We start from the raw sequence: 19,933 nt of genomic DNA, 5'->3' as shown, positions 1-19,933 counted from the left end.
CTACTTTAGTAATATTGAAATGCTCTACCAAGTACTCTGGTAGGATTAATTTTAGTAATTCTTTGCTGTCCATCATAACACAAAGATATTATTTTATCTTTTCCTCCCCAAGTTTTGTACCTGATCCTTTACTTTGAAGTTCTTATATTTTTATTCACTGGTAAAGTACAATATCTACTAGTTACTTCAATTAAAGTTGTTCCTGATCTATAGTATTCATTTGCAAAAACACCTGATGTTCCCTTAGCTGAATAATGTATCTTATGCTTTATATTTTGTGCATCCTTATCTAAAAGAGTAAAAGTTACCGTTTGATTTGCCGCATTATACTGCCAAACACCATATTGATCTTTATAGTAATATGGATTATTAGCATCTAAAGCAAAACCATCTTTATCTTCAAACTGAAAACTGGAATAATCAATACACGAGGTATCATTACAAGCTATAGGAGACATTACTGTACCTTTATAGAACACATCATTTGCATAAGGATGAAGTACAGCCACATTTGAACTATCTAAACATATAAATGCTTTATCAGGTGCTGTTTTGGGTGAGTATGGTAAACTTACATATACATTCCTAATTGCCTGATCTTGATATGCACCACCAGTAGCTGCAGCAAACCCTAATTTAAACACATCAGGTATTTTTGTTTTAAAGTCATAGACATTGCCCGATAAATCTTGTGTTTTAAAGTCATTTGTATAGATGAAATTATCTAAAACCTGTACTTCTGTATCATCACTACTTAACTTTACACTAACATACATTTCTTTATAATTATCCTTAGGGATTAAAATCAGTGTAACTTTGTTATACTTTATCTTTTGATTTGCATCTCTACCAGGCCTAATAGTAAAAGGTGTCTCCACATTTGAGGTAGTAGTTACATATGTACCACTAGTATAATTTAATTGAGCACTTACCACATTATTAGCATTGTTTGAAAGATTATCCAACTGGGTAGTATATAAAAAGGGTAAACATTTCTGTACATGTACTAAATCTGCATTTTAACAACTAATTTACTTATCAGCCCTTAAGGCTATACGCGAATCTTTTATTAGATATAAACCAGATTGATGCACCAAGAAGACCAATTAAAAAACACTTGATAACTTTGTTGTTTTACTTAACACAAGCTTCCAAGAGAGGTATTGAGAAAGACTAAGGGCATCCCCTACTAAAAAGGATTGCAAATGGAGCATAACGGCTTAAAAGCCTGGTATGCATTTGAACGTGTAAAAGTAGAAGTTTCCTAAATAAACTTATAGGGTAAACTAGTGAGTTATTTATGGATAGTCAAGGCCAGAAGACTTAGCTAGTACAAGAGAGAACAAATAACACTAGATACAGCAAAGATTATTGCATTTTGATAAAAAAAGTCATTCAAGAAGTCAATAAGGCCTTTATTACCTAAGCTATTGATAAGATAAGATAATAAAAAACAATATATCAGGACTTTAAAGCTTTAATAGAAAGGTTACTAGAAGCCACAATGTGCTATGTACATTAGATAACTAATGCTTATTCGCACTTTTGTATTATTGTTTTACAATAGGTTACAGTCTTATATTACCAATTTTGCTGCAATTTTATTAACCAATTGCAAAACCCCAATTAAAGAAATCCTATGCCCTAATTAAATCATTTCTAAAAGAGATTTAATTAAATCATTTTCACTAACTTAGCTTTTAAAACCGAAAATTCACACTTTAAATAGAGCGAATATTAAAACTAATTACCATGAATGAGTTATTTTTAAAAAAAGTATTAGCATATATACTTAACAACAAACTAGCCTTATATCTAGCTTTAGTAATGGCCATTTTTTTCATATTCAAAGCTGGAAAAATAACTGGTCACTTCATAAAATCTTTCTACTAGCATTTTAGTTTCTAAAACAAAGGATTAAGACATTAGATTCCACCTATACCCTATAGAACGGGTATAAATTAAGAGTATAAGTATAAAAAAGAACTTACTCCTATTTCTCTAAAGTGTATATTATTTCTTCGCCGTATTTATATTGGTTTATTGTTCTCCCAGCCTCATAAGAATATTGAACCCCTAAATAGATCGTATTTTCATCTACATGTACATATTTCATACGCACTTCTGTTTGGTCATTTACACCATAAAGGTAAAGATGTCCACCTGAAATTTCGTAGTTATACTCCTGTTCAACAATATTACACTGGTCATTATCATCTAATTCTCCTTTCTGCTCTTTCATCTTATTATCCTGCAAAAAAACAAATTTTCCCTTCTCTAACTCACACTTATCCAAATCATAATAATGTCCATCTTTGTAAATAGAAACGACATCCCATGTTCCTATAATTTGCTCCCGCATATGTTGATCTTGTAAACTCTGCTTATGAGTTCCAATACATGAAAACATAAAAAGACTAAGTATTAGTATGATAAGTAAAGGATTTCTTCTATTCATTTTGCCTGTATATTGTATTAATAAAATCAAATGTTTCTTCCTTTTTAAGTATTTAAAAGCTTTTCACTATAAATACCTATCTAAGATAACTATAAGAATAATTATATTAGCACTACTTGCGCTAATATAATTTCCAATACACTACAACAATAAGAAAGTTAATAAAAAACAACGTATTTATTTTAACAAAAAAGGTAATTATTAGAGTTTTGGATTAAATCAGCATCTAAATAGCTTTGGGGGTAGCTCTAGCTTCATTGAAGCAAAAAAAACATTTTTTTCGACTATCCATAAAGATATAACTATAATCATTGTACCATCTAGTAAATCAATAAGCTAAAATTATAAAATCGACCTTATGAAAGCATTTCCAACTATTGAAGAAGTTTTGACAACCCTCCTGAAATTTTCAAAGCAATATTTTTCCCATTATTAACCATAGACCTACCTGAATTAAACAAAGGAGATGGAAAAGTACATTTTGTGAGCGTTTGGGGAGACGGCAACCCTGAATTAAAATATAAGGATGACTTATTTAACTATGACTTCATTAAATTCGATTGGACAGGTGAATAATATATCTTTAATGGAGATTTAAGCATTGTTCAAACCTATGGCAAAGTATATGAATGGTACTTAGAGGCTGAAAAAGAATATAAAGAATATAAAGAGAATAAAGAAGATTATCTTACCAAGAAAAAATATTCTCAAATCAAAAATAGTCATTTTGCTATAGAAAATCGCCGTAGAAAACAAATCTCTTTCGAATATTACAACTATGTACAAGGAGTTATCAATTACTGGATAACTAGAGATAAATACTTACAAACGGGCTTATTTATTCAAGGTAGTGCCTATACGGGTGACTATAGTGATCATGAAAGAAAAATTCACGAAACACTAAGTAAAACAGGTATAACAAACCGAAGTAACGAATTAATAGGCAAAGTAATTGGCTATAACTACATTGACGGATTTGGAGAGGACCGAATTTCCCCTTACATAGATCGCAAAAAACAGCTGGTATTTCAAAAATTCAGCTGGTCATAGTAAAACATGTTTTTAATACATACCTAAAAAAACACAAAACGCATATATGAGGTAAATACAGCGCTAATCATAAGACAAGCAAACAAAGTAGCCTTAACTAAAGATAAAACAAGTAAAGACTATCTAAAACACCTCTTTTGATAAGCTTTAATCTTAACAAGCAGTATTTACATCTTAAAAAGCTACATACTTAGATATGCAGACAAAAAAGGGGCTGTCTCAAATGAGATAGCCCCTTTTGTGATCCAATCAGGATTCGAACCTGAGACCTACTGCTTAGAAGGCAGTTGCTCTATCCAGCTGAGCTATTGGACCATCTCTTTATAAAGAAAAACCATCTTTTTGCAATGACTTATTCCTTTATTTTGAGAGTGCAAATATATAAAATTATATAATACAAAAACAAGTATTTTAAATATTTTTTCAGTTTATTTTAAAAATAAACACATACCTATGATTATCAGTAACTTACATTAATTCAACAACTAAAAAAACTAAATAAAACTCTATCCTTTTGGGTACTAACACATTATACTATTAGTAATAAAATGCTAAGTAAAGCAGTTATAGTAAGTAAATCTCTCTCTTATCCTATAACATTTTCATTAGTGAAATACATAAGATATTAGCTAATAGGCTCTTATTATACAACGCTCATTCCAAATATAACAAATTACCCAATAAGGTAATTTATTTCAAAGTATAATCCGCCCAGATAACAATCTAAAAAGTAAAAAGATTTATCCCTATTATATTAATATTTCAGGAATGCCTAAAATCTATATTCGAAAAATTTTAGGGTTATACCAAAGGGGCTAAAATCAAAAAAGACCACTAAATACTTAGTAGTCTTTTTTATAAGTTTTAAATAGCTAATTTGCCTTTTAAAAACAATATTTCTACTGTCTTTATCTAGCGAACTATCTAGAAATCAACGCTCTTTAAAACGCTAAGTGATCCAATCAGGATTCGAACCTGAGACCTACTGCTTAGAAGGCAGTTGCTCTATCCAGCTGAGCTATTGGACCTCATTTTGATACTCAAAATTTTCCCATTCAATCCGTAAACATGGATATGTTTTTGTTTTGAACACTGCAAATATATTGCTTTTTATAAGCACAAAACAAATAAAAAGAATGATTTTTTTAATAAAAAAAAACAACTACCTGAAAGGTAGTTTGTTATAGGTAAACTTTTTTCTTATTCCCTTCCATTCTAAGTACTAAAGGCGTTTTTAAGTAAAAAGCCACCAAAATTATTGTTTAGACAATCCTGATTTTTGCCAATCTTCCTTAGTAATTTGGTAAATACAATTGAGTCTAGGCTCTTCATTGGGATAATCTACTAATTCTTGAGCTACTTTTTTAGCCCCTATTTTCTCAATAGCCATTTGAGAGCGTATATTATTTGCTCCAATATGGAAAATAACCTTATCTACAGTAATGAAGATATAATCCAGCATTAGTTGCTTTACAAGGGCATTATATCCTTTTCCCCAGTATTTTCTACTAAAGAAAGTAAACCCAATCATTATGGAGTTTTCAATAAGATCATAATTATAGAATCTAGTGCTGCCTATTATCTGCTGCGTAGCATTATCTACAATCTTAAAGGCTCCCTTGCTTAAAAGAGCATTTTCAAAGAAAACAATAAAATTGGAATACTCCCATCTATCTTTATTGGGATGCTGTTCCCATATTTTAGGATCTTTAGCTACCTCATATAGTCCCATAAGGTCTTGGGTAGATAAAGGAATAAGAGTTACCTGCTCATTGGATAAAGCAGGTTGTAAAGAAATTGTTTCCATGCGAAAATAGTATTGGTTTATATATAAGGCCTTTTAAAGGAATATTAAAGTTAAAATAAAAAAACAACTAACAAGGCTTTTGTCGATTTAAAAGTTGTTTAGAGCTAGGCCGTTTATGCACTATCTACTAATCCCCTAGCTTACACATTAAAAAACTATTTCATTTTTTTATTTTCCAGGTAAACATCATTACAAATAACTACAAACCAATAACTTAACTTTATTTAATGAGAATTTCCACGAGAAAAAACCTACTCCCTGTTTTCAGGTATTTTTAAAAATCGCCTTGTTTTGCACTAAATTCTTAAATAGTTTTGTCTTGTAATTTAAACTCAAAAAGCATGAATTTCTCTCAAATACAACAGGCACTAAAAGACGGTACATTGCAAAATGCAGAGCAAACCATTAAAGAATTTGCTTATAGTAATCCAGGGCATCTTGAATCTCGTTTATTATTAAGCGAACTACTTAATCAACTAATTAGTGATTTAATTGATCATGATTTAGATCCATTAGCAAAGCAAATCGAACTACTTACTTTAGTAGAACAAATTTTAGATATTGATGAGAAAAACCCACAAGCTATTATAGATTGGCTATTTCTTCAAGTTACATTTAACTTTGAACAAACCGATATTGAACGTTTTACAAATTACTTTGAATTCCTTAAAAAGGATAAGAACTACTTTTTAAAAGGAAATCTATTTAACATAGACCTTTGTCTGTACCAAGGCAATAAATTTAAAGCCATTGAACTATACTTAATCAATATTGATTTTGCACAAACTATAGAGCACCGCATAGAAAGAGACTTTTACGTAAGCCTTTACTTATACCACTGTGTGTACTACTTATGTGATGAGGAAGTAAACCAGTTAGAGAATGCTTTAGACCTAATTAGAAAACACGTAACCACATTAGCCTATAAAGACACCTACCCTATCTTCTTTTTCATGTCTATTGCAATGGATCAGCAAGATTTAGAATTAGTAGATCAATTGGCATTACAAATTATATCGGTTATTCAAAATGGACACCAGCCACAAGGTTATGACCAAAACTTAGAAGAGCTACTTCTATTTTTAATAAACAACCACCCTATCACTACTGCTATCGCCCACGCTTACTTATCTTTACAGTACTGCATGTATGGAGATAGAAAGTGGCAACAAGAAGCAGAAAGCCTTTACCTACAGAATCCTAAAGATCCTTACTTAATGTGTGCTTATGCAAGTTTACTTGTAGAGGATAATAAAAACAAAAAAGTATTAAGCTTATTAAAAGAAACTATGTTTTTACCAGTTGTAGAAACAGCCTTTATACCTTTATACGTAGCTACTTACATTAGAGAATACAATGAAGTTCCTACATTAGACCTTTCCAAAGCTAAAGGCAATCCAGTTAAACTTTTGGATAATATGTATTATTTAGATCAATTAGAGAATGAACTAGACAAAGGACCATTATACGACCAATACATAAATATACGATTAGAGCTATATGCTAAAGGAGCAGAATTAATTGACAACTATTTACATAAAGATATGTATGCTACATCTTCTTTAATGCAAAACCATCAATTAGCTCAATGCTATCATAACATTGTGTGTTTTATCTTAAACAATGAGATTGAGCATATGTATGAAAAGGCAATAGAATATAGTAAAGCCAGTCAAGAACTATCTTTCTTCTATTACCAATTAAGTGTAAAATGTAACCTATATAAAATACTTGGAAAAGACAAGGAATTTGCTCAAGCTATCCAAGAGTACTTATCCTACCCTATGAAAGAGGCAGATCCTTCCGATTACTTTAGATTTAAGCTGCAACTAGTAACAACCTTAACAAAACTTGGAGATATATCTAAAGCCATCGAGGTATATACCGAAGTAAAGCCTGAGCTAATGCAGTACTTTAGAGACAATGGAACTTCTAGTTTTGAACAAAGCTATTTAGTACATGCCTTTGAAGCCGATGATACAATCGCTGAGCATTTACAAGAAAGTCAGCGAGAACCTATCTATACTCCATTTGAATACTATCAGTTTTACCCTCAAAGTGATGATGTATTATTCCGTTTAGCAAAAGCTTATTATGAAAACGGCCAAATGGACTTATTTGAGCATTATGCTGATTTGTATTTTGACGCGTATGCAGCTATGGATTATATGTGGGGGACTGAATTCTACTATATTATGGAGAGATATCTACCTGTTTGCTATCCAACCAACGCAGAACACGTAAACGAATGGTTAGATACTTTAGTCAGCAATAATGCGGATGTACCATGGTTAGACCAATATGTAGATCAATTTGGAGGTAAAACTTCTAGTAAAGGGTTTTTCTCAAAATTGTTTAAATAACAGCATAAATAAAGCCATAGGAGTAGTTTTAAGTAAAACTACTCCTATGGCTTTATCAAATTTTAGCATCAATAACTAAACTTTTTACTGCAATAAGATACAAAAACAACTTTTTAAAAGAAATATTTTAAAAACTAACACCTTAGCTTAAAAGACTTTACAAAACAACAAAGGAAAAGAGTTTCTTTTTTTATCAAAAAGACTTGTATTATCTTATTTTTATAGTAAATTTGCACTCAGTTAGACCGAAGGAATAACCTTGGAGAAATGGCAGAGTGGTCGATTGCGGTAGTCTTGAAAACTATTGACTGTAACAGGTCCGGGGGTTCGAATCCCTCTTTCTCCGCGAAATTATAAATGATAACTTTTTAAAAGTCATCAAAAAAGCACAAAACCTATGATTCACAATGAGTTATAGGTTTTTTATTTTTTGGGGTATCGCATTTTGTTCAAAAATGCACCTAAAAAGGTTATAGATTCGGTGCACAAAAAAACATCTAAGCGATGTGCACCTTTTAACTTGTATGCATGGATGCACTAATATTGTCTTGAAATACTTTTTCATTAATAAAACCCTCTATTTCAGCAATAGGTATTTCGTTGAGCGTACAATATTTATATATATACTCTAAGAATATTTGTGCATAACCACAATACGATTTTATGGTATTATTGGCATAGCGTTGCACTTACAATCGGTCATGTAAAGTTTTTAATATTGTTTCGCTATCCATACTTAAATAAATCTAATTTAGCCTATTTTGTTTCGCTATCCATAAAAAACAACTTACTAAGTATCTAATTCACCAAAAAATAATTATATTAGTAACAAATCTTACGAAATGCGCATATAGGTGTTTTTTTACGAAACTACACCACGTTTTGTTTCGTAAAAAACAATGTTATGTGTAACCAAACGAAGATGAGTGAATATTTGAAAAAAATAGAGTTGTTCCAAAGAAGTGAATATTCAATATGGACTGATGAATATATTGCGAAAAATATGTTGAATGCACATTTAGACAATTTGAATGATGGAGCTTCAAGAAATGTCTTAGCAATAGAGAAAACTGTTAATTGGATAGATTCACATATCAAAAGAAATTCAAATATAATAGATTTAGGTTGTGGACCTGGTCTTTATGCGTCCAAATTAGCAAAACTTGGACATAAAGTTTTGGGAATTGATTTTAATATCGAATCAATTAAATATGCGAAACAGAATAATGAAGTCGAAAATCAGACTTCTTATATATATGGGAATTATTTAGAAAACTCATTTGAAGGCATTTTCTCTGTCGCAATGATGATTTATTGTGATTTTGGAGCTTTGTTGCCAAATGAACAAAAAACAATTCTAAACAATATACGGAATGGACTAACAGATAATGGATTGTTTATTTTTGACGTTTTTGAAAGGGGAATACTTGAGAAGAAACAAGAGAAAAAAGATTGGCTAATTTCGAATGGAAATGATTTCTGGAGCAAAGAACCATATTTTCTATTAGAAGAAGTGAAACATTTTAAAGAGTTTGACTCAATTGCTTCCCGATATTTCGTTATAAATTCCAAAAACAGAGAGATAAAAGAGTATATAAATTGGGATAAATACTATGACAACAATAGCATTGAAAACCTTTTGAAAGAGAATGGATTTAAAATAAAAGCTATTGAAAAGAAATTGATTGAAAGCAACAATTTTACGTCAAATGATGTAATGTTTATTGTCGCTCAAAAAAATGATTGACAAATGGCTACACATAACAAGTCGTTTTGCGTCAGGCGGGTAAATCGCTTCGTTTCAAAGTTTTTAGTATATGTGAAATTTGGTACTTCGTTTTAAAATTTACGATAAAGACCTGCCCGAACGCAAAGCGCCAGACGTTAGCTGTAATTTTTAAAGAACATCACAATTGAATCAAATTTCCATACAAAACATTAGTAGTAAACATTTTCTTAAGCGTATAAACAATCCTTTTTACCAAATTTTAGTATTTGAAGGTTATGGCAAATTGGAAGTCAATCTGACACACCATGAATGTTTTGGTTTTACAATACTATTCTTAAGTCCATATCAACAATTTTAATGGTTGGAAAACAAAGAAACTGAATTAAAATTGATTCAATTTCATGGTGATTCTTATTGTATTGAGTATCATAAAAACATGATTTCATGCAATGGTATTTTGTTCAATAACATCTACGAAAAACCTTTTTTCAATATAGAAAAATCTAATTTTGAAGAAATTGTAGCTACTACTTATAAGATGGACAAGGAACTTGAATATGAAGCAGAAAGTCCGTACAGCAACTCCATTGTTAAATCTTATTTGCAATTAATTTTGTCAATATCTAGCAAGGAAAAATCTAAGTATCTAACAAATTTGAAACTTAATGAGATACCAAATAAGGATCTTGTTTGTAACAGCACCCAAATATACACCCAATTTCAATACTATCATATACTATTTTATAGTATTGTATTGACTTAATAAATACATAACCATCAATAAATCAGGTAAATAATACTTTAATGCATTCTATTGATACATAGGTTCTATTCCCTCTTTCTCCGCTGATTTATAAAAGCTAACTTTTTAAAAAGTCGTCAAAAAAGCACAAAACCTATGATCCACAACAAGTTATAGGTTTTTTCTTTTTTAGGGGTATCACATTCTGTTCAAAAGTGCACCTAAAAATATTCGGGATCAAGTAAAAAACTTAAGGACTAACCAAAAAGCTTTGTTTCAATACATCTTTCTAAAGTGTTTGATTTTGACATAAAAGGATCCTGCAAAAGTAGTTGTACTAATTGTATAAACGTAATTTAGGATATAATTATACTGTATATTAAATATCTTTAGGATAGTATTAACCTGTTTAAGGTTTGCTTTTTCTACTTTAGTAAATCAACGAGAGAACTTAACCATTACAACGCCTTTCTCTATATTTAAAGGGGCTGTCTCTAAAGAAAAGAGAGACAGCCCCGGTTTAACATATTAAAGAATTATTCTATTTTGAAGCTTAACTTCTTGGAGATAGGGTTAACTTCCCAAGCTTTTACATTTGTAGTATAATAAACTCACTTCTACGATTTAATTGATGATCTTTCTCACTACAATTAACTCCATTACTACAGTTATTTTGCAGTTGACTTTCTCCATATCCTCTTCCACTTAAACGCTCAGGTTCAATACCTTGTTCTATCATCCATTTAATGGTAGATTTTACGCGTCTATCTGAAAGCGACATATTATAAGCATCGTTTCCTCTACTATCGGTGTGTGAACGCACATCAATTTTCATAGTTGGATAAAGTTTTAATACCTCTACTACTTTACTTAATTCAATAGATGCATCATTGCGGATATTAGATTTATCAAAATTAAAATAAATTGGCTCTAAGGCTAAAGCTTTAAACAAATCATCATCTACACCAATAGGTTTATTTGTTTTGTTTAGTCCTATATCTTGAGTTACAACACCTGATGTATTGTCTATAGCTAACACAACTTCCTGGCTAAGATAATCTTGTTTTTGTGCAAGTATGCGATACTTTGTATTACATGGTAACCATTCACTGCTATAGAATCCATTACTATCACTAGTTAAAGTATCTGATTTTTGGTACAAAGCGTCTGAAATCACAACAATAGCGTTAGCTAAAACCTCATTGCTATCTTGGTCAAAGATAGTTCCTTGAATTTTCACCTGGCAAGGCTTTAAAGCTACAAAATAAATATCATCTCCACCTACTCCATTCAAACGATTAGAACTAACAAAACCTTTATTGGTATCTACATCCAAATAAAAAGCAAAGTCATCTAAATTACTATTCACAGGAGCTCCTATATTTTGTACATCTCCAAAGTTTCCACTTCCGCTAATCTTAGTAACAAAAACATCTAAGCCGCCTAAGCCAGGATGTCCATCAGAGGCAAAATACAAATGGTTATCTGAGCTAATAAAAGGAAAGCTTTCTCTTCCAGGTGTGTTAATCTTCTGACCTAAATTCTCTAGTTCTCCATACTGTCCATCTTCTAATAAAGCAACGCGGTATAAGTCAGATTGCCCAAAAGTAGATTTTCGATCCGAAGCAAAATACAGCCATTTCTCATCTGGAGTTAATGCTGGGTGTGCGGTATTAAAGTTATCGGAATTAAAAGGTAATTCCTGTACTTGTCCCCAAAGTCCGTTCTCATCTTTACTAGCTTTGTATATCTTTAAAAGAGACTTTTTCTTACGGTTTTGTTTACTTTTCCCATTGCTTTTAGAGTTATTACGAGTAAAAAACATCGTATTTCCATCCTTGGTAAACACCGCTGTAGCATCGTTAACCTTAGATCCAATCTCTGGAGCGAATAAAACTGGCTCACCAAAGCCATCCTCTCCGATTTCACTAGCATACAAACTTGTAAAATTCTCATTGGTCCAGCTATGGGTTTTCTTGTCTGATCTTGCAGAGGTGAAAATCAATTGATTTTGAACTATAGTACTTCCATAATCGGATAAGTCTGTATTGAAATCCACTAACTCTACCTTGTAGCGATCCGACTGATCTTTTATTTGCTCTAGATAATCCTTATTGGCTTTATAGAATTCTGCACGAGCATCTTGGCTTTCTATTTCTACAAATAATCCCATTATCTCTTGGGCTTTGTCGTAATTTTCAATAGCCTTTAAAGTCTGAGCGTAGCGATATAAATACTCTGAACTTAATTGGGATGTATCTTTACCGGGATAATCCCCCTGGAATAATTGTTCATACCATTTGTTGGCCTCTATAAGTAAACCATTGAAATAATATGCGTCAGCTAAATTCTTTAAAACACTTTCATTTATATACCCTTTATTGGCTATTCGTTCATATATATCAATAGCATTGACATAGGACATGGTCTGAAAGTTCTTATCAGCTTGCCTCTCACGCTTTATCTGTCCATAAGTTAGCGAGCAGTATACTAGGGCTAAACTTAAAATAAACAGGTTTTTTAATTGTTTTATCATACAGTTCAATATTAAAAGAACCTTGGCGCATTGATACGCTTCAAGTTATTAAACAATGTGAAACGCAGAAAAAATTCATGAGAACCAGAATTATAATTGGCCAATTTAGTTGTTTCTGCATCATAACTATAACCAATCATAATGTTTTCGTTCACTTGGAAACCTGCCAAAGCACTAAGTGAAGCATCCCAACGGTAGGCTGCCCCTAAAGTGAAGCGTTCAGCAAACATAAAGTTTGCCGTCACATCCACTTGTAATGGGGCACCTTCTACAGCCTTTACCATAGCTGCTGGTTTGAATTTTAAGTTCTGATTTAAATCAAAAACATATCCTCCAGTTAAATATAAATGTGTTTTTTGACGAAGTGTATTAATGTGATTGTCGTCATATCTTGTACGGGTCAGTAAATGTGGAGCCGAAAATCCTACATAAGCTCTATCGGAATATAAAAATATCCCAGCCCCAATATTTGGTGTAAACTCATTTTTTAAGTTCTCCCCTGCAACTGGATCTGTAGGATTATTAATATGCAATCTATTGTAATTTACATCCAATAAACTAGCAGTTCCCTTTAAACCAAAGGCTAACTTATAGTTGTAGTTTAAGTCAATGGCATACGATAAGTCAATGGCAATGTTATTTTCATCCATGATCCCCAAACGGTCATTGGTGAAATTCACACCTAATCCAAACCCGGAATATCCAAGTGGTGTATCTATAGATAAGGTAGCTGTTTTGGGAGCTCCCTCTAACCCAACCCACTGGGTACGGTACAATCCGAAAATATTCAGCGCTCCACTACTACCAGCATAACCTGGGTTTATATTGGACTGATTATACATGTATTGGGTATATTGTGGATCTTGTTGGGCATATACTTTAGCGAAACTACATAATGTCACTGCTGCTATAGCCACATTTTTAATTATCCTATTTGCTTTCATTTATTTACTCTTTAGTTGGTCTCTAGGTGTAAGTTAGCAGCCTTTTTGATCATACGGCTACCATCTTTATCTTTGTATTCATAAGTAACTACATAATAATAAGTACCGCTTGGTAGCATTTTATTTTTATCAACTGTTACCCTTCCTTGCGAGAAACCATTAAATACATTCACGCTTCCATCTCCCTTAGGATCATAGTTACTAGTTTCAAACACACGCACTCCCCAACGATTATATACCTCTACTGTATTATTAGGGTACTTATTAATATTGTCAATAATAAAGTAGTCATTCTTACCATTTCCATCAGGAGTAACTAAGTTATAGATAACTACATCTCCATCAAGAATCCAGTCTTTTTTCACCGTTGCTAAAGTGAAAAAACCATATCCTTTAACCGCTGAAACTGTCGTAATTTCCTTATTAGCCAAATCAACAACTCCACCCTCATCTACCCATAATTGCTCTGTGGCATCCCAACGTACAATATGCAGCTCATTCTCCGGGTCTACTAATAGTTCTTTAGGAGTAGTACGCTCATCCCAACTAAGGGTTAAAAGAATATCACTAGTGGTATTACTACCTTTGTCAACTAGCCAATACTCCTTGGTATCTAATAGATTAATAACTCCAGCTATAGAAGGACGTGAATCAAAAAAGCGCTGATCATTTAATACATACTGTCCAACAAAAGCATCTTTTACACTCTTTGGCCCAGATATTCTTGCATAACGATAAAGTCCTTTATCCCCCTTAGGATACTGAAACATCTCACTTCCTATTTTTTCCACCATTCCTTCTGCATGAGAAGCGTCTTTAACATTGACAGCCTTTGCTCCTTGTTGAAAACTCAGCATACCATAACTTAAATTAGTTGCGCTATTCTCTAAGGAATCAATCTTTATAATTCCATCTAAAAAATCTACTGTTCCATGTACGTCCATATTGTTTTTTAAATCGAAGGCTACAATTGGAGTTGCATTATTCAACTCCACATCATAGAACTCCGAAAAAGAATCTCCACTAATTATCTGAGTTCCTCTCTCTTGCCCATAGCGCATAAAAATAGCCTTGCCACTTTTTGCTTTAGAAGAGAAGCTATAGGTTCCATCATTGTTAAAATCTCTATAGTAAAAAATTTCCCCATCATTGGTAAGGGACCCCTCTTGGGTATTGTCAAAATTATATAAGGTGGAAATAACCCCTTGCGAGTCTACTGAAATAGTACTGTTATTAAAGAAAACATCCTTACTTGTTTGTCCAAAACTAACTGTAGGCCCACCAATGCAAACTAGCAAGAATACCGATAGATAGATATATTGTTTTTTCATAATTTCTGGTTTTAGATATACTAGCTAGCTTTAATACTAAATAAAAGCTAGCTAATTAGATTCTATTTCATGCGTTGATAGATCATTGGATTGGTTATCAATATAGTACTACCTTTTAAAGGCACGAAAGTGTGAAATTTAAAACCTTCCTCCTTATTAGGATCACCATCCTTGAAGTTAGGGTCAACAGATTTTTCATCTATTACAATTTCTGTATTAGGTAGAATACCAACACCAGTTACCCTTGCGCGATTATAGACTCCTTTGTCTTGAAAAATTTGCTTTTCAGTTACTGGATAACTCACGGTAAACTCCCACGTTTCGCTTCTATTTAGCACACCATTTCCATTGATGTCTCCTGACATTGTTACGTGATCTAATGTAGGTTTGTTAGTATCAGGATCTAATTTGATATTAAAACCAAATAAAGGATCTACAATCTCTATATCGGTTATATCCATATCACCAGAATTTTTCACCTGGAAGGTGTATGTAATTGTTTCTCCTACCCTTGCAAAACCATCTCCGTCCTCATCGTTAAACTCACCTGTTTTCTCCAAAGTACAAGTCTCACACTCCTTTATATTCATTCCATAACCATAAACCGTCATTGCTGTGGCGTTCACCACATTTTGTTTGACCACAATAGTATTCTCAAGTTCATCTGTGGTTCCATCATTCCACATTACTCGATTTAAAGGCTTTAATTCAGTTGGATTATAACCATCGAATACTTCTAACTCTTCTAAAGCTGCACCTGTTTTTTTAATTCCAAACAACTTTGCATTACCCCATCTATCAATCTGTACACGAATTACTGGTGTAGTATTACTATGAATATCATCAAAGTCAATTTCTTCTTCTCTATTTATCACCCAAATATTTTCATTTTGTTCTTTCCATATGCTACCATCTGATTTAAAGCGCACATTAGGCTTTGAATTTGTAACTCCATCTTCAAATTCTAATTCTATATCGGAAAGCATAACTCCATTTATCTCCATATTAAAGGAGTTATCCAAATAGTAAATATCCATGGTAAAACCACCATCTGTTGCTGGTTGAGTAAACGTCTGTGTAACAGGGCTTGGAGGCAGAGCACCTAATGGATATACCCATTTATAACCTTTCCCGCGTATTTGCGTATAACATGCATCTTGACAATTCACATCAACTGCGTCTAATGTACACTCTGAAGAATTAGAACGTTTAGTAAAACTAATGTCATCAATTAAAGTATGTCCAAATCCTTTTCCAGTGCTCAAAGCGCGATTATGACTACCACGGATAGCCACTTTTATTCTTTTGCCTACAATAGAAGTCTCACAGCCATCATCTGTAAACTTCACACTAGCTTGTAAAGGAACCCATCCTAAACTAAATCCTTCTGGCGATGCACCTGGAGGCAATTGCTTCCCTGGATAAGTTAAAGGAACCGTAGCATAAATATGACCTGATTCTACATCAATAACATCCATTAGCATATAGTCCTTATTGTGATAAGTTACATAAGAATACAGCGAAAGGGTGTAAATTTGTTTATCTTCAACTGTACCTGGAACTTCAAATTCGTAAAATGGTTTAACGCTTTGAGTTCTAGAAGTAGCTCCTCGAACTAAAAAAGCAGATCCATTTACTGCTCCAGAAACATCACGAATAGCTTTTTCATTATCCCAAGCCGGTGTCCAGTCATAATTACTATTTGCTATATTAGGGTCATTTGTTGGAGCGTCCGCTTGCCACAACCCTTCATGCCATAAGTCAGATTGAGGAATTCCCATCTGCACATAACTTGGTGGATTCACAGAATAATATCCATTTTTAATACGAGCAACCGAAATAGCATCCGAATGTCCTAAACTAGAATTATTAGCTCCTTGGTAACGAGTATCTGCTATTCCTGGCGCGAAAAGATAGGAAGAGGTTGCACCTCCATGTTTACCATTTCGTGTATCTGCAAAAATATTTCCTACAATACTATAAGATTGTTTGTTTGACCAATCTGTTCTACCAGAGTTAACAGCCCAAGTATTTCGTCCAAAGTCTTCAAAATACAATAGCTCTGCTATACAAGATTCCGTTAAAGTAAAGCTTACTTCTTGATTATTATTACAGCTAAAAGCATCACCACTTCCAGGGTGATTATAACACTCATAGTGTGGATTGGTAGGGGCTTCATCAAATTTGTTTGTAGCATCTTGATCAAAGACTCCATTTGGACGAAGGATAGTTGACTCTGCTATCTTTGTTCCCATTAAGCCCGATAGTGTACCAGTAAAAGTATAAATAATACTACATCCGTCAGGTAAATTTAATTCTGAACTAAAAGTTCTTGTTGCTGAATCATAAGTCAATGCTACAGACTCAGATACTGTTCCATTAGCACAGCTAGTTGTAAATGAAATATTTTCTGGATTAATTATCTCTACTCCTACAGGAACTGTAAAAGTAAAAGTAGCTCCTTGTACATTAGAAGGCCCGTAATTACCGGCTTTTACTTTATAAATAATCTGCTCTCCAACACTTCCAATAGATGCATTATCTCTTTGATTAATAGAATAAGTAATCTCTGTATATAAATCTGCAGGATTACAGTCTTGGAACTCTACATCGTCTTTATCATAGTATTTAACCACCACCTTTGCAGCAGGAACCTTCTCACAAGTATTTTCAGCATAAGCTACATAATACTCACCAGGACCTACTTTAGAAATATCTTTTAATTCAATGGTAGCCTGTGCATCTTCAAACCACTTTAACTCTCCATTTAACTGTACCCCTTCAATACGAGCCTGATCTAAATGCATTGTAGTTCCCTGACACATCTTCAGTAAACTTTTTACAACAGGCGCGGTAGGAGCTCCACATAGATTTATCTCGCTAGTATTTTGGAAGTTAAATTCTCTTTCATTACCAGTTACAGTAGTTCCATCCCCCATACTACCATTGATTCTATGCCCAATATAACCATACTTAAAGCTACATTCACGAACAACCATTGTAGTATGGCCTCCTGTTTCTAAAGCAATTAGTGTATCATCATCCCCTAGACCTCTTCCCATATAAATAGGATCAGAAACTCCTCCAGAAGTATTACTACCTCCTATCATTTGTCCACTATTTGATCCCCATGACCACAACTTTCCATCTACTGTTAAGGCGCTTACTGTGGCAGTACCTTGATGACTATGTTCACTAGGGCTGAACCAAGCTATCTTGTCTATATCACTATCGTTTCCCGTATTTTTTTTGGAAAGTTTTACCCTAACCCAACTTTTCCTCTCCTGTGTTGTAAAATCTCCTAGTTCTCTAAAATCATTAGCTCCTAAAGAATAAAGTTCACCATTAGTACTTAATATAAAATAGCTATTTCTCTTACCATAAGTCACCCCAATCATTTTAACTTTAACATTAGCTGGTAAAGTCATTTTTGTTGCATAGGTTTCATTGCGTCTATCAGTGTTATTTCCTAAATAGATACTACTACCCCAAGTATAAACTTCCCCTGTACTAGTTAAAGCCATCATCGCATTAGCGCTACCTCTCATGGCAACAACATTATTCAGGTTCTGATTTTCTCCAGTTTTTACTTGTGTCCAGCCTTCAGTATTGCTATCAGCTGGTCTTACTGCTTGCCCGTTTTTATTTCCCATTGTGGACATCATCCAAGCATTTCCATCACAAGTGACAATTCCTAAAGTTTTATAGCTTCCAAATAGCATCTTTACATCCTGAGGGTTTACACCAATAGGCAGTCCATATTTGTTCCTTTTCAGATTAACTGCGCCAACTTTACCAAAAGATCTAGTAGGTTTTACAAGAGAATGAACCAACATATTAGTCCCACCCCAAATATAAAGTCCTTCAGTAGTCAATATTGCAAACTGTTGTTCTTTATCTGTTTGTCCTTGTTGACTCCCCAATGTAATTTTTAAGATCTCTCCCTCATAATTGAAGCCATTCTCAGGAGACACAATTAAAGGTGTAGTAACTGTATTTCCACTAGCATCTGCCCCTTGGCCCCAAACCTTCACTGTTCCATCTGCTTCTCTTAATATTGTAGAGTGGAATCCAGAAACCATGTTATCATACTCAATTGTATTAGGGTCATGTGACTGAATAAAAGTATTGTCGTTACACCCAGAAATACAAAACGATTCTGCCCCCTGTGCTTGTGCGCCTAGAGCAGATAAGAATACTACAGCTAGTAAAAGGGTTTGTTTTATATAATTTCTTTTCATTATCTAATTTTTTCAGTTAACCCAAAAGATTGAACTTCTCCATTAATATCCACAAAATCAATCATGATATAATTTCCGACAGAAGCCTTTCCTTTCAAGATAAAATTAAGCGTATTTACCCCTTGCTGTAAAACAACTTGGCCATTTTGTAATTCTCCTTTTATAGAAGTATTGGCCCCAGCTGTCACAAACCCATTAGTATACATTTGTTTATCCTCCTCTTGGGAAGAAAACACAGCATCTACACTTAGAATAATTCCATCTGCTTGACCACCACTAATTTCTCTAGAGAAACGAATACTTGAAAAGTCAAAATCCATTTTCATAGGGCTGACTTTTAACTTTAACTCTTTAGTAGACTGTCCAATATTACATGAGTCAGAATTTGAATCTCCTTGAATACTTAACACATAATCACCTGTAGTAGTAAAGGAAATATCTTTTATATTACCTGTTCCACTTTGAAAATTTTCTCCCTTAGAGTTTTTAATTCTCCAACTTGTATTATTATCCAAATTATAATCAAATGCTGTATTATATGGAATTAGTACGTCATATTGCTCATGGGTTTTGTTTTGTGCCCAAAAAACATTTGTAGATAGTAAAGACCCTGCAAATACAAGGGTTGCAGTAATTTTTTTTGGATTTACTTTATTTATATATTTTCTCATTTTCAATACGTATTTATAATAATTTTCTTAGATGTTTTTTTAAAACTCTAGTGTGGCTTAT

General features: G+C 33.0%; 11 protein-coding genes and 3 tRNA genes. 3 read left to right on the top strand and 11 right to left on the bottom strand.

The genetic code is table 11. The features are described 5' to 3' along the window. Positions 1 to 128 precede the first annotated feature (128 nt). From ACYSNX_RS05765 to ACYSNX_RS05745, 5 genes are all read right to left on the bottom strand, one after another. Positions 129 to 965 carry a hypothetical protein gene (locus ACYSNX_RS05765; protein WP_461753731.1) on the bottom strand — a complete coding sequence of 279 codons (837 nt, stop codon included), beginning with the start codon at positions 963 to 965 and terminating at the stop codon, positions 129 to 131. A 1,028-nt stretch (positions 966 to 1,993) separates the two neighbouring features. Continuing rightward, positions 1,994 to 2,458, bottom strand: coding sequence for a lipocalin-like domain-containing protein (locus tag ACYSNX_RS05760; protein WP_461753730.1), 465 nt, complete (start codon positions 2,456 to 2,458; stop codon positions 1,994 to 1,996). A 1,291-nt stretch (positions 2,459 to 3,749) separates the two neighbouring features. Beyond that, positions 3,750 to 3,823, bottom strand: a tRNA-Arg gene (locus tag ACYSNX_RS05755). Positions 3,824 to 4,462: 639 nt separating this feature from the next. Further along, a tRNA-Arg gene (locus ACYSNX_RS05750) sits at positions 4,463 to 4,536 on the bottom strand. 227 nt (positions 4,537 to 4,763) lie between these two features. Continuing rightward, complete coding sequence (locus ACYSNX_RS05745; protein ID WP_461753729.1) at positions 4,764 to 5,315, bottom strand: GNAT family N-acetyltransferase; 552 nt, start codon at positions 5,313 to 5,315, stop codon at positions 4,764 to 4,766. A 341-nt stretch (positions 5,316 to 5,656) separates the two neighbouring features. On the opposite strand from ACYSNX_RS05745, the gene ACYSNX_RS05740 reads away from it, so the two are divergent. From ACYSNX_RS05740 to ACYSNX_RS05730, 3 genes are all read left to right on the top strand, one after another. Then, a complete protein-coding gene (locus ACYSNX_RS05740) occupies positions 5,657 to 7,678 on the top strand; it encodes a hypothetical protein (protein WP_461753728.1) in 2,022 nt (673 codons plus the stop codon). Positions 7,679 to 7,939: 261 nt separating this feature from the next. Next, a tRNA-Ser gene (locus ACYSNX_RS05735) sits at positions 7,940 to 8,024 on the top strand. Between the two features lie 576 nt (positions 8,025 to 8,600). Next, positions 8,601 to 9,425, top strand: a complete 825-nt coding sequence (locus tag ACYSNX_RS05730; RefSeq protein WP_461753727.1) for a class I SAM-dependent methyltransferase — start codon at positions 8,601 to 8,603, stop codon at positions 9,423 to 9,425. A gap of 302 nt (positions 9,426 to 9,727) precedes the next feature. Here ACYSNX_RS05730 and ACYSNX_RS05725 read toward each other — a convergent pair whose 3' ends face one another. The 6 genes from ACYSNX_RS05725 to ACYSNX_RS05700 all read right to left on the bottom strand — a co-directional run bounded on the left by ACYSNX_RS05725 (position 9,728) and on the right by ACYSNX_RS05700 (position 19,872). After that, a complete protein-coding gene (locus ACYSNX_RS05725) occupies positions 9,728 to 9,853 on the bottom strand; it encodes a hypothetical protein (protein ID WP_461753726.1) in 126 nt (41 codons plus the stop codon). A gap of 885 nt (positions 9,854 to 10,738) precedes the next feature. Then, positions 10,739 to 12,685 carry an OmpA family protein gene (locus ACYSNX_RS05720; RefSeq protein ID WP_461753725.1) on the bottom strand — a complete coding sequence of 649 codons (1,947 nt, stop codon included), beginning with the start codon at positions 12,683 to 12,685 and terminating at the stop codon, positions 10,739 to 10,741. Between the two features lie 11 nt (positions 12,686 to 12,696). After that, the gene (locus tag ACYSNX_RS05715; protein WP_461753724.1) at positions 12,697 to 13,629 is read right to left on the bottom strand and encodes a PorP/SprF family type IX secretion system membrane protein; all 933 of its coding nucleotides are present in this window, start codon (positions 13,627 to 13,629) and stop codon (positions 12,697 to 12,699) included. An 11-nt stretch (positions 13,630 to 13,640) separates the two neighbouring features. Then, positions 13,641 to 14,960, bottom strand: coding sequence for a gliding motility-associated C-terminal domain-containing protein (locus ACYSNX_RS05710; RefSeq protein ID WP_461753723.1), 1,320 nt, complete (start codon positions 14,958 to 14,960; stop codon positions 13,641 to 13,643). A 62-nt stretch (positions 14,961 to 15,022) separates the two neighbouring features. Next, a complete protein-coding gene (locus tag ACYSNX_RS05705; protein ID WP_461753722.1) occupies positions 15,023 to 19,201 on the bottom strand; it encodes a DUF7507 domain-containing protein in 4,179 nt (1,392 codons plus the stop codon). Next, positions 19,201 to 19,872, bottom strand: coding sequence for a hypothetical protein (locus ACYSNX_RS05700; protein WP_461753721.1), 672 nt, complete (start codon positions 19,870 to 19,872; stop codon positions 19,201 to 19,203). The genes ACYSNX_RS05705 and ACYSNX_RS05700 overlap by 1 nt, the downstream gene beginning before the upstream one ends. Between the last annotated feature and the right edge of the window lie 61 nt (positions 19,873 to 19,933).

This window comes from Myroides sp. LJL115 (assembly GCF_054871665.1).
The sequence above is the reverse complement of the archived record's forward strand: the minus strand, read 5'-3'. Positions and strand labels throughout refer to the sequence as shown.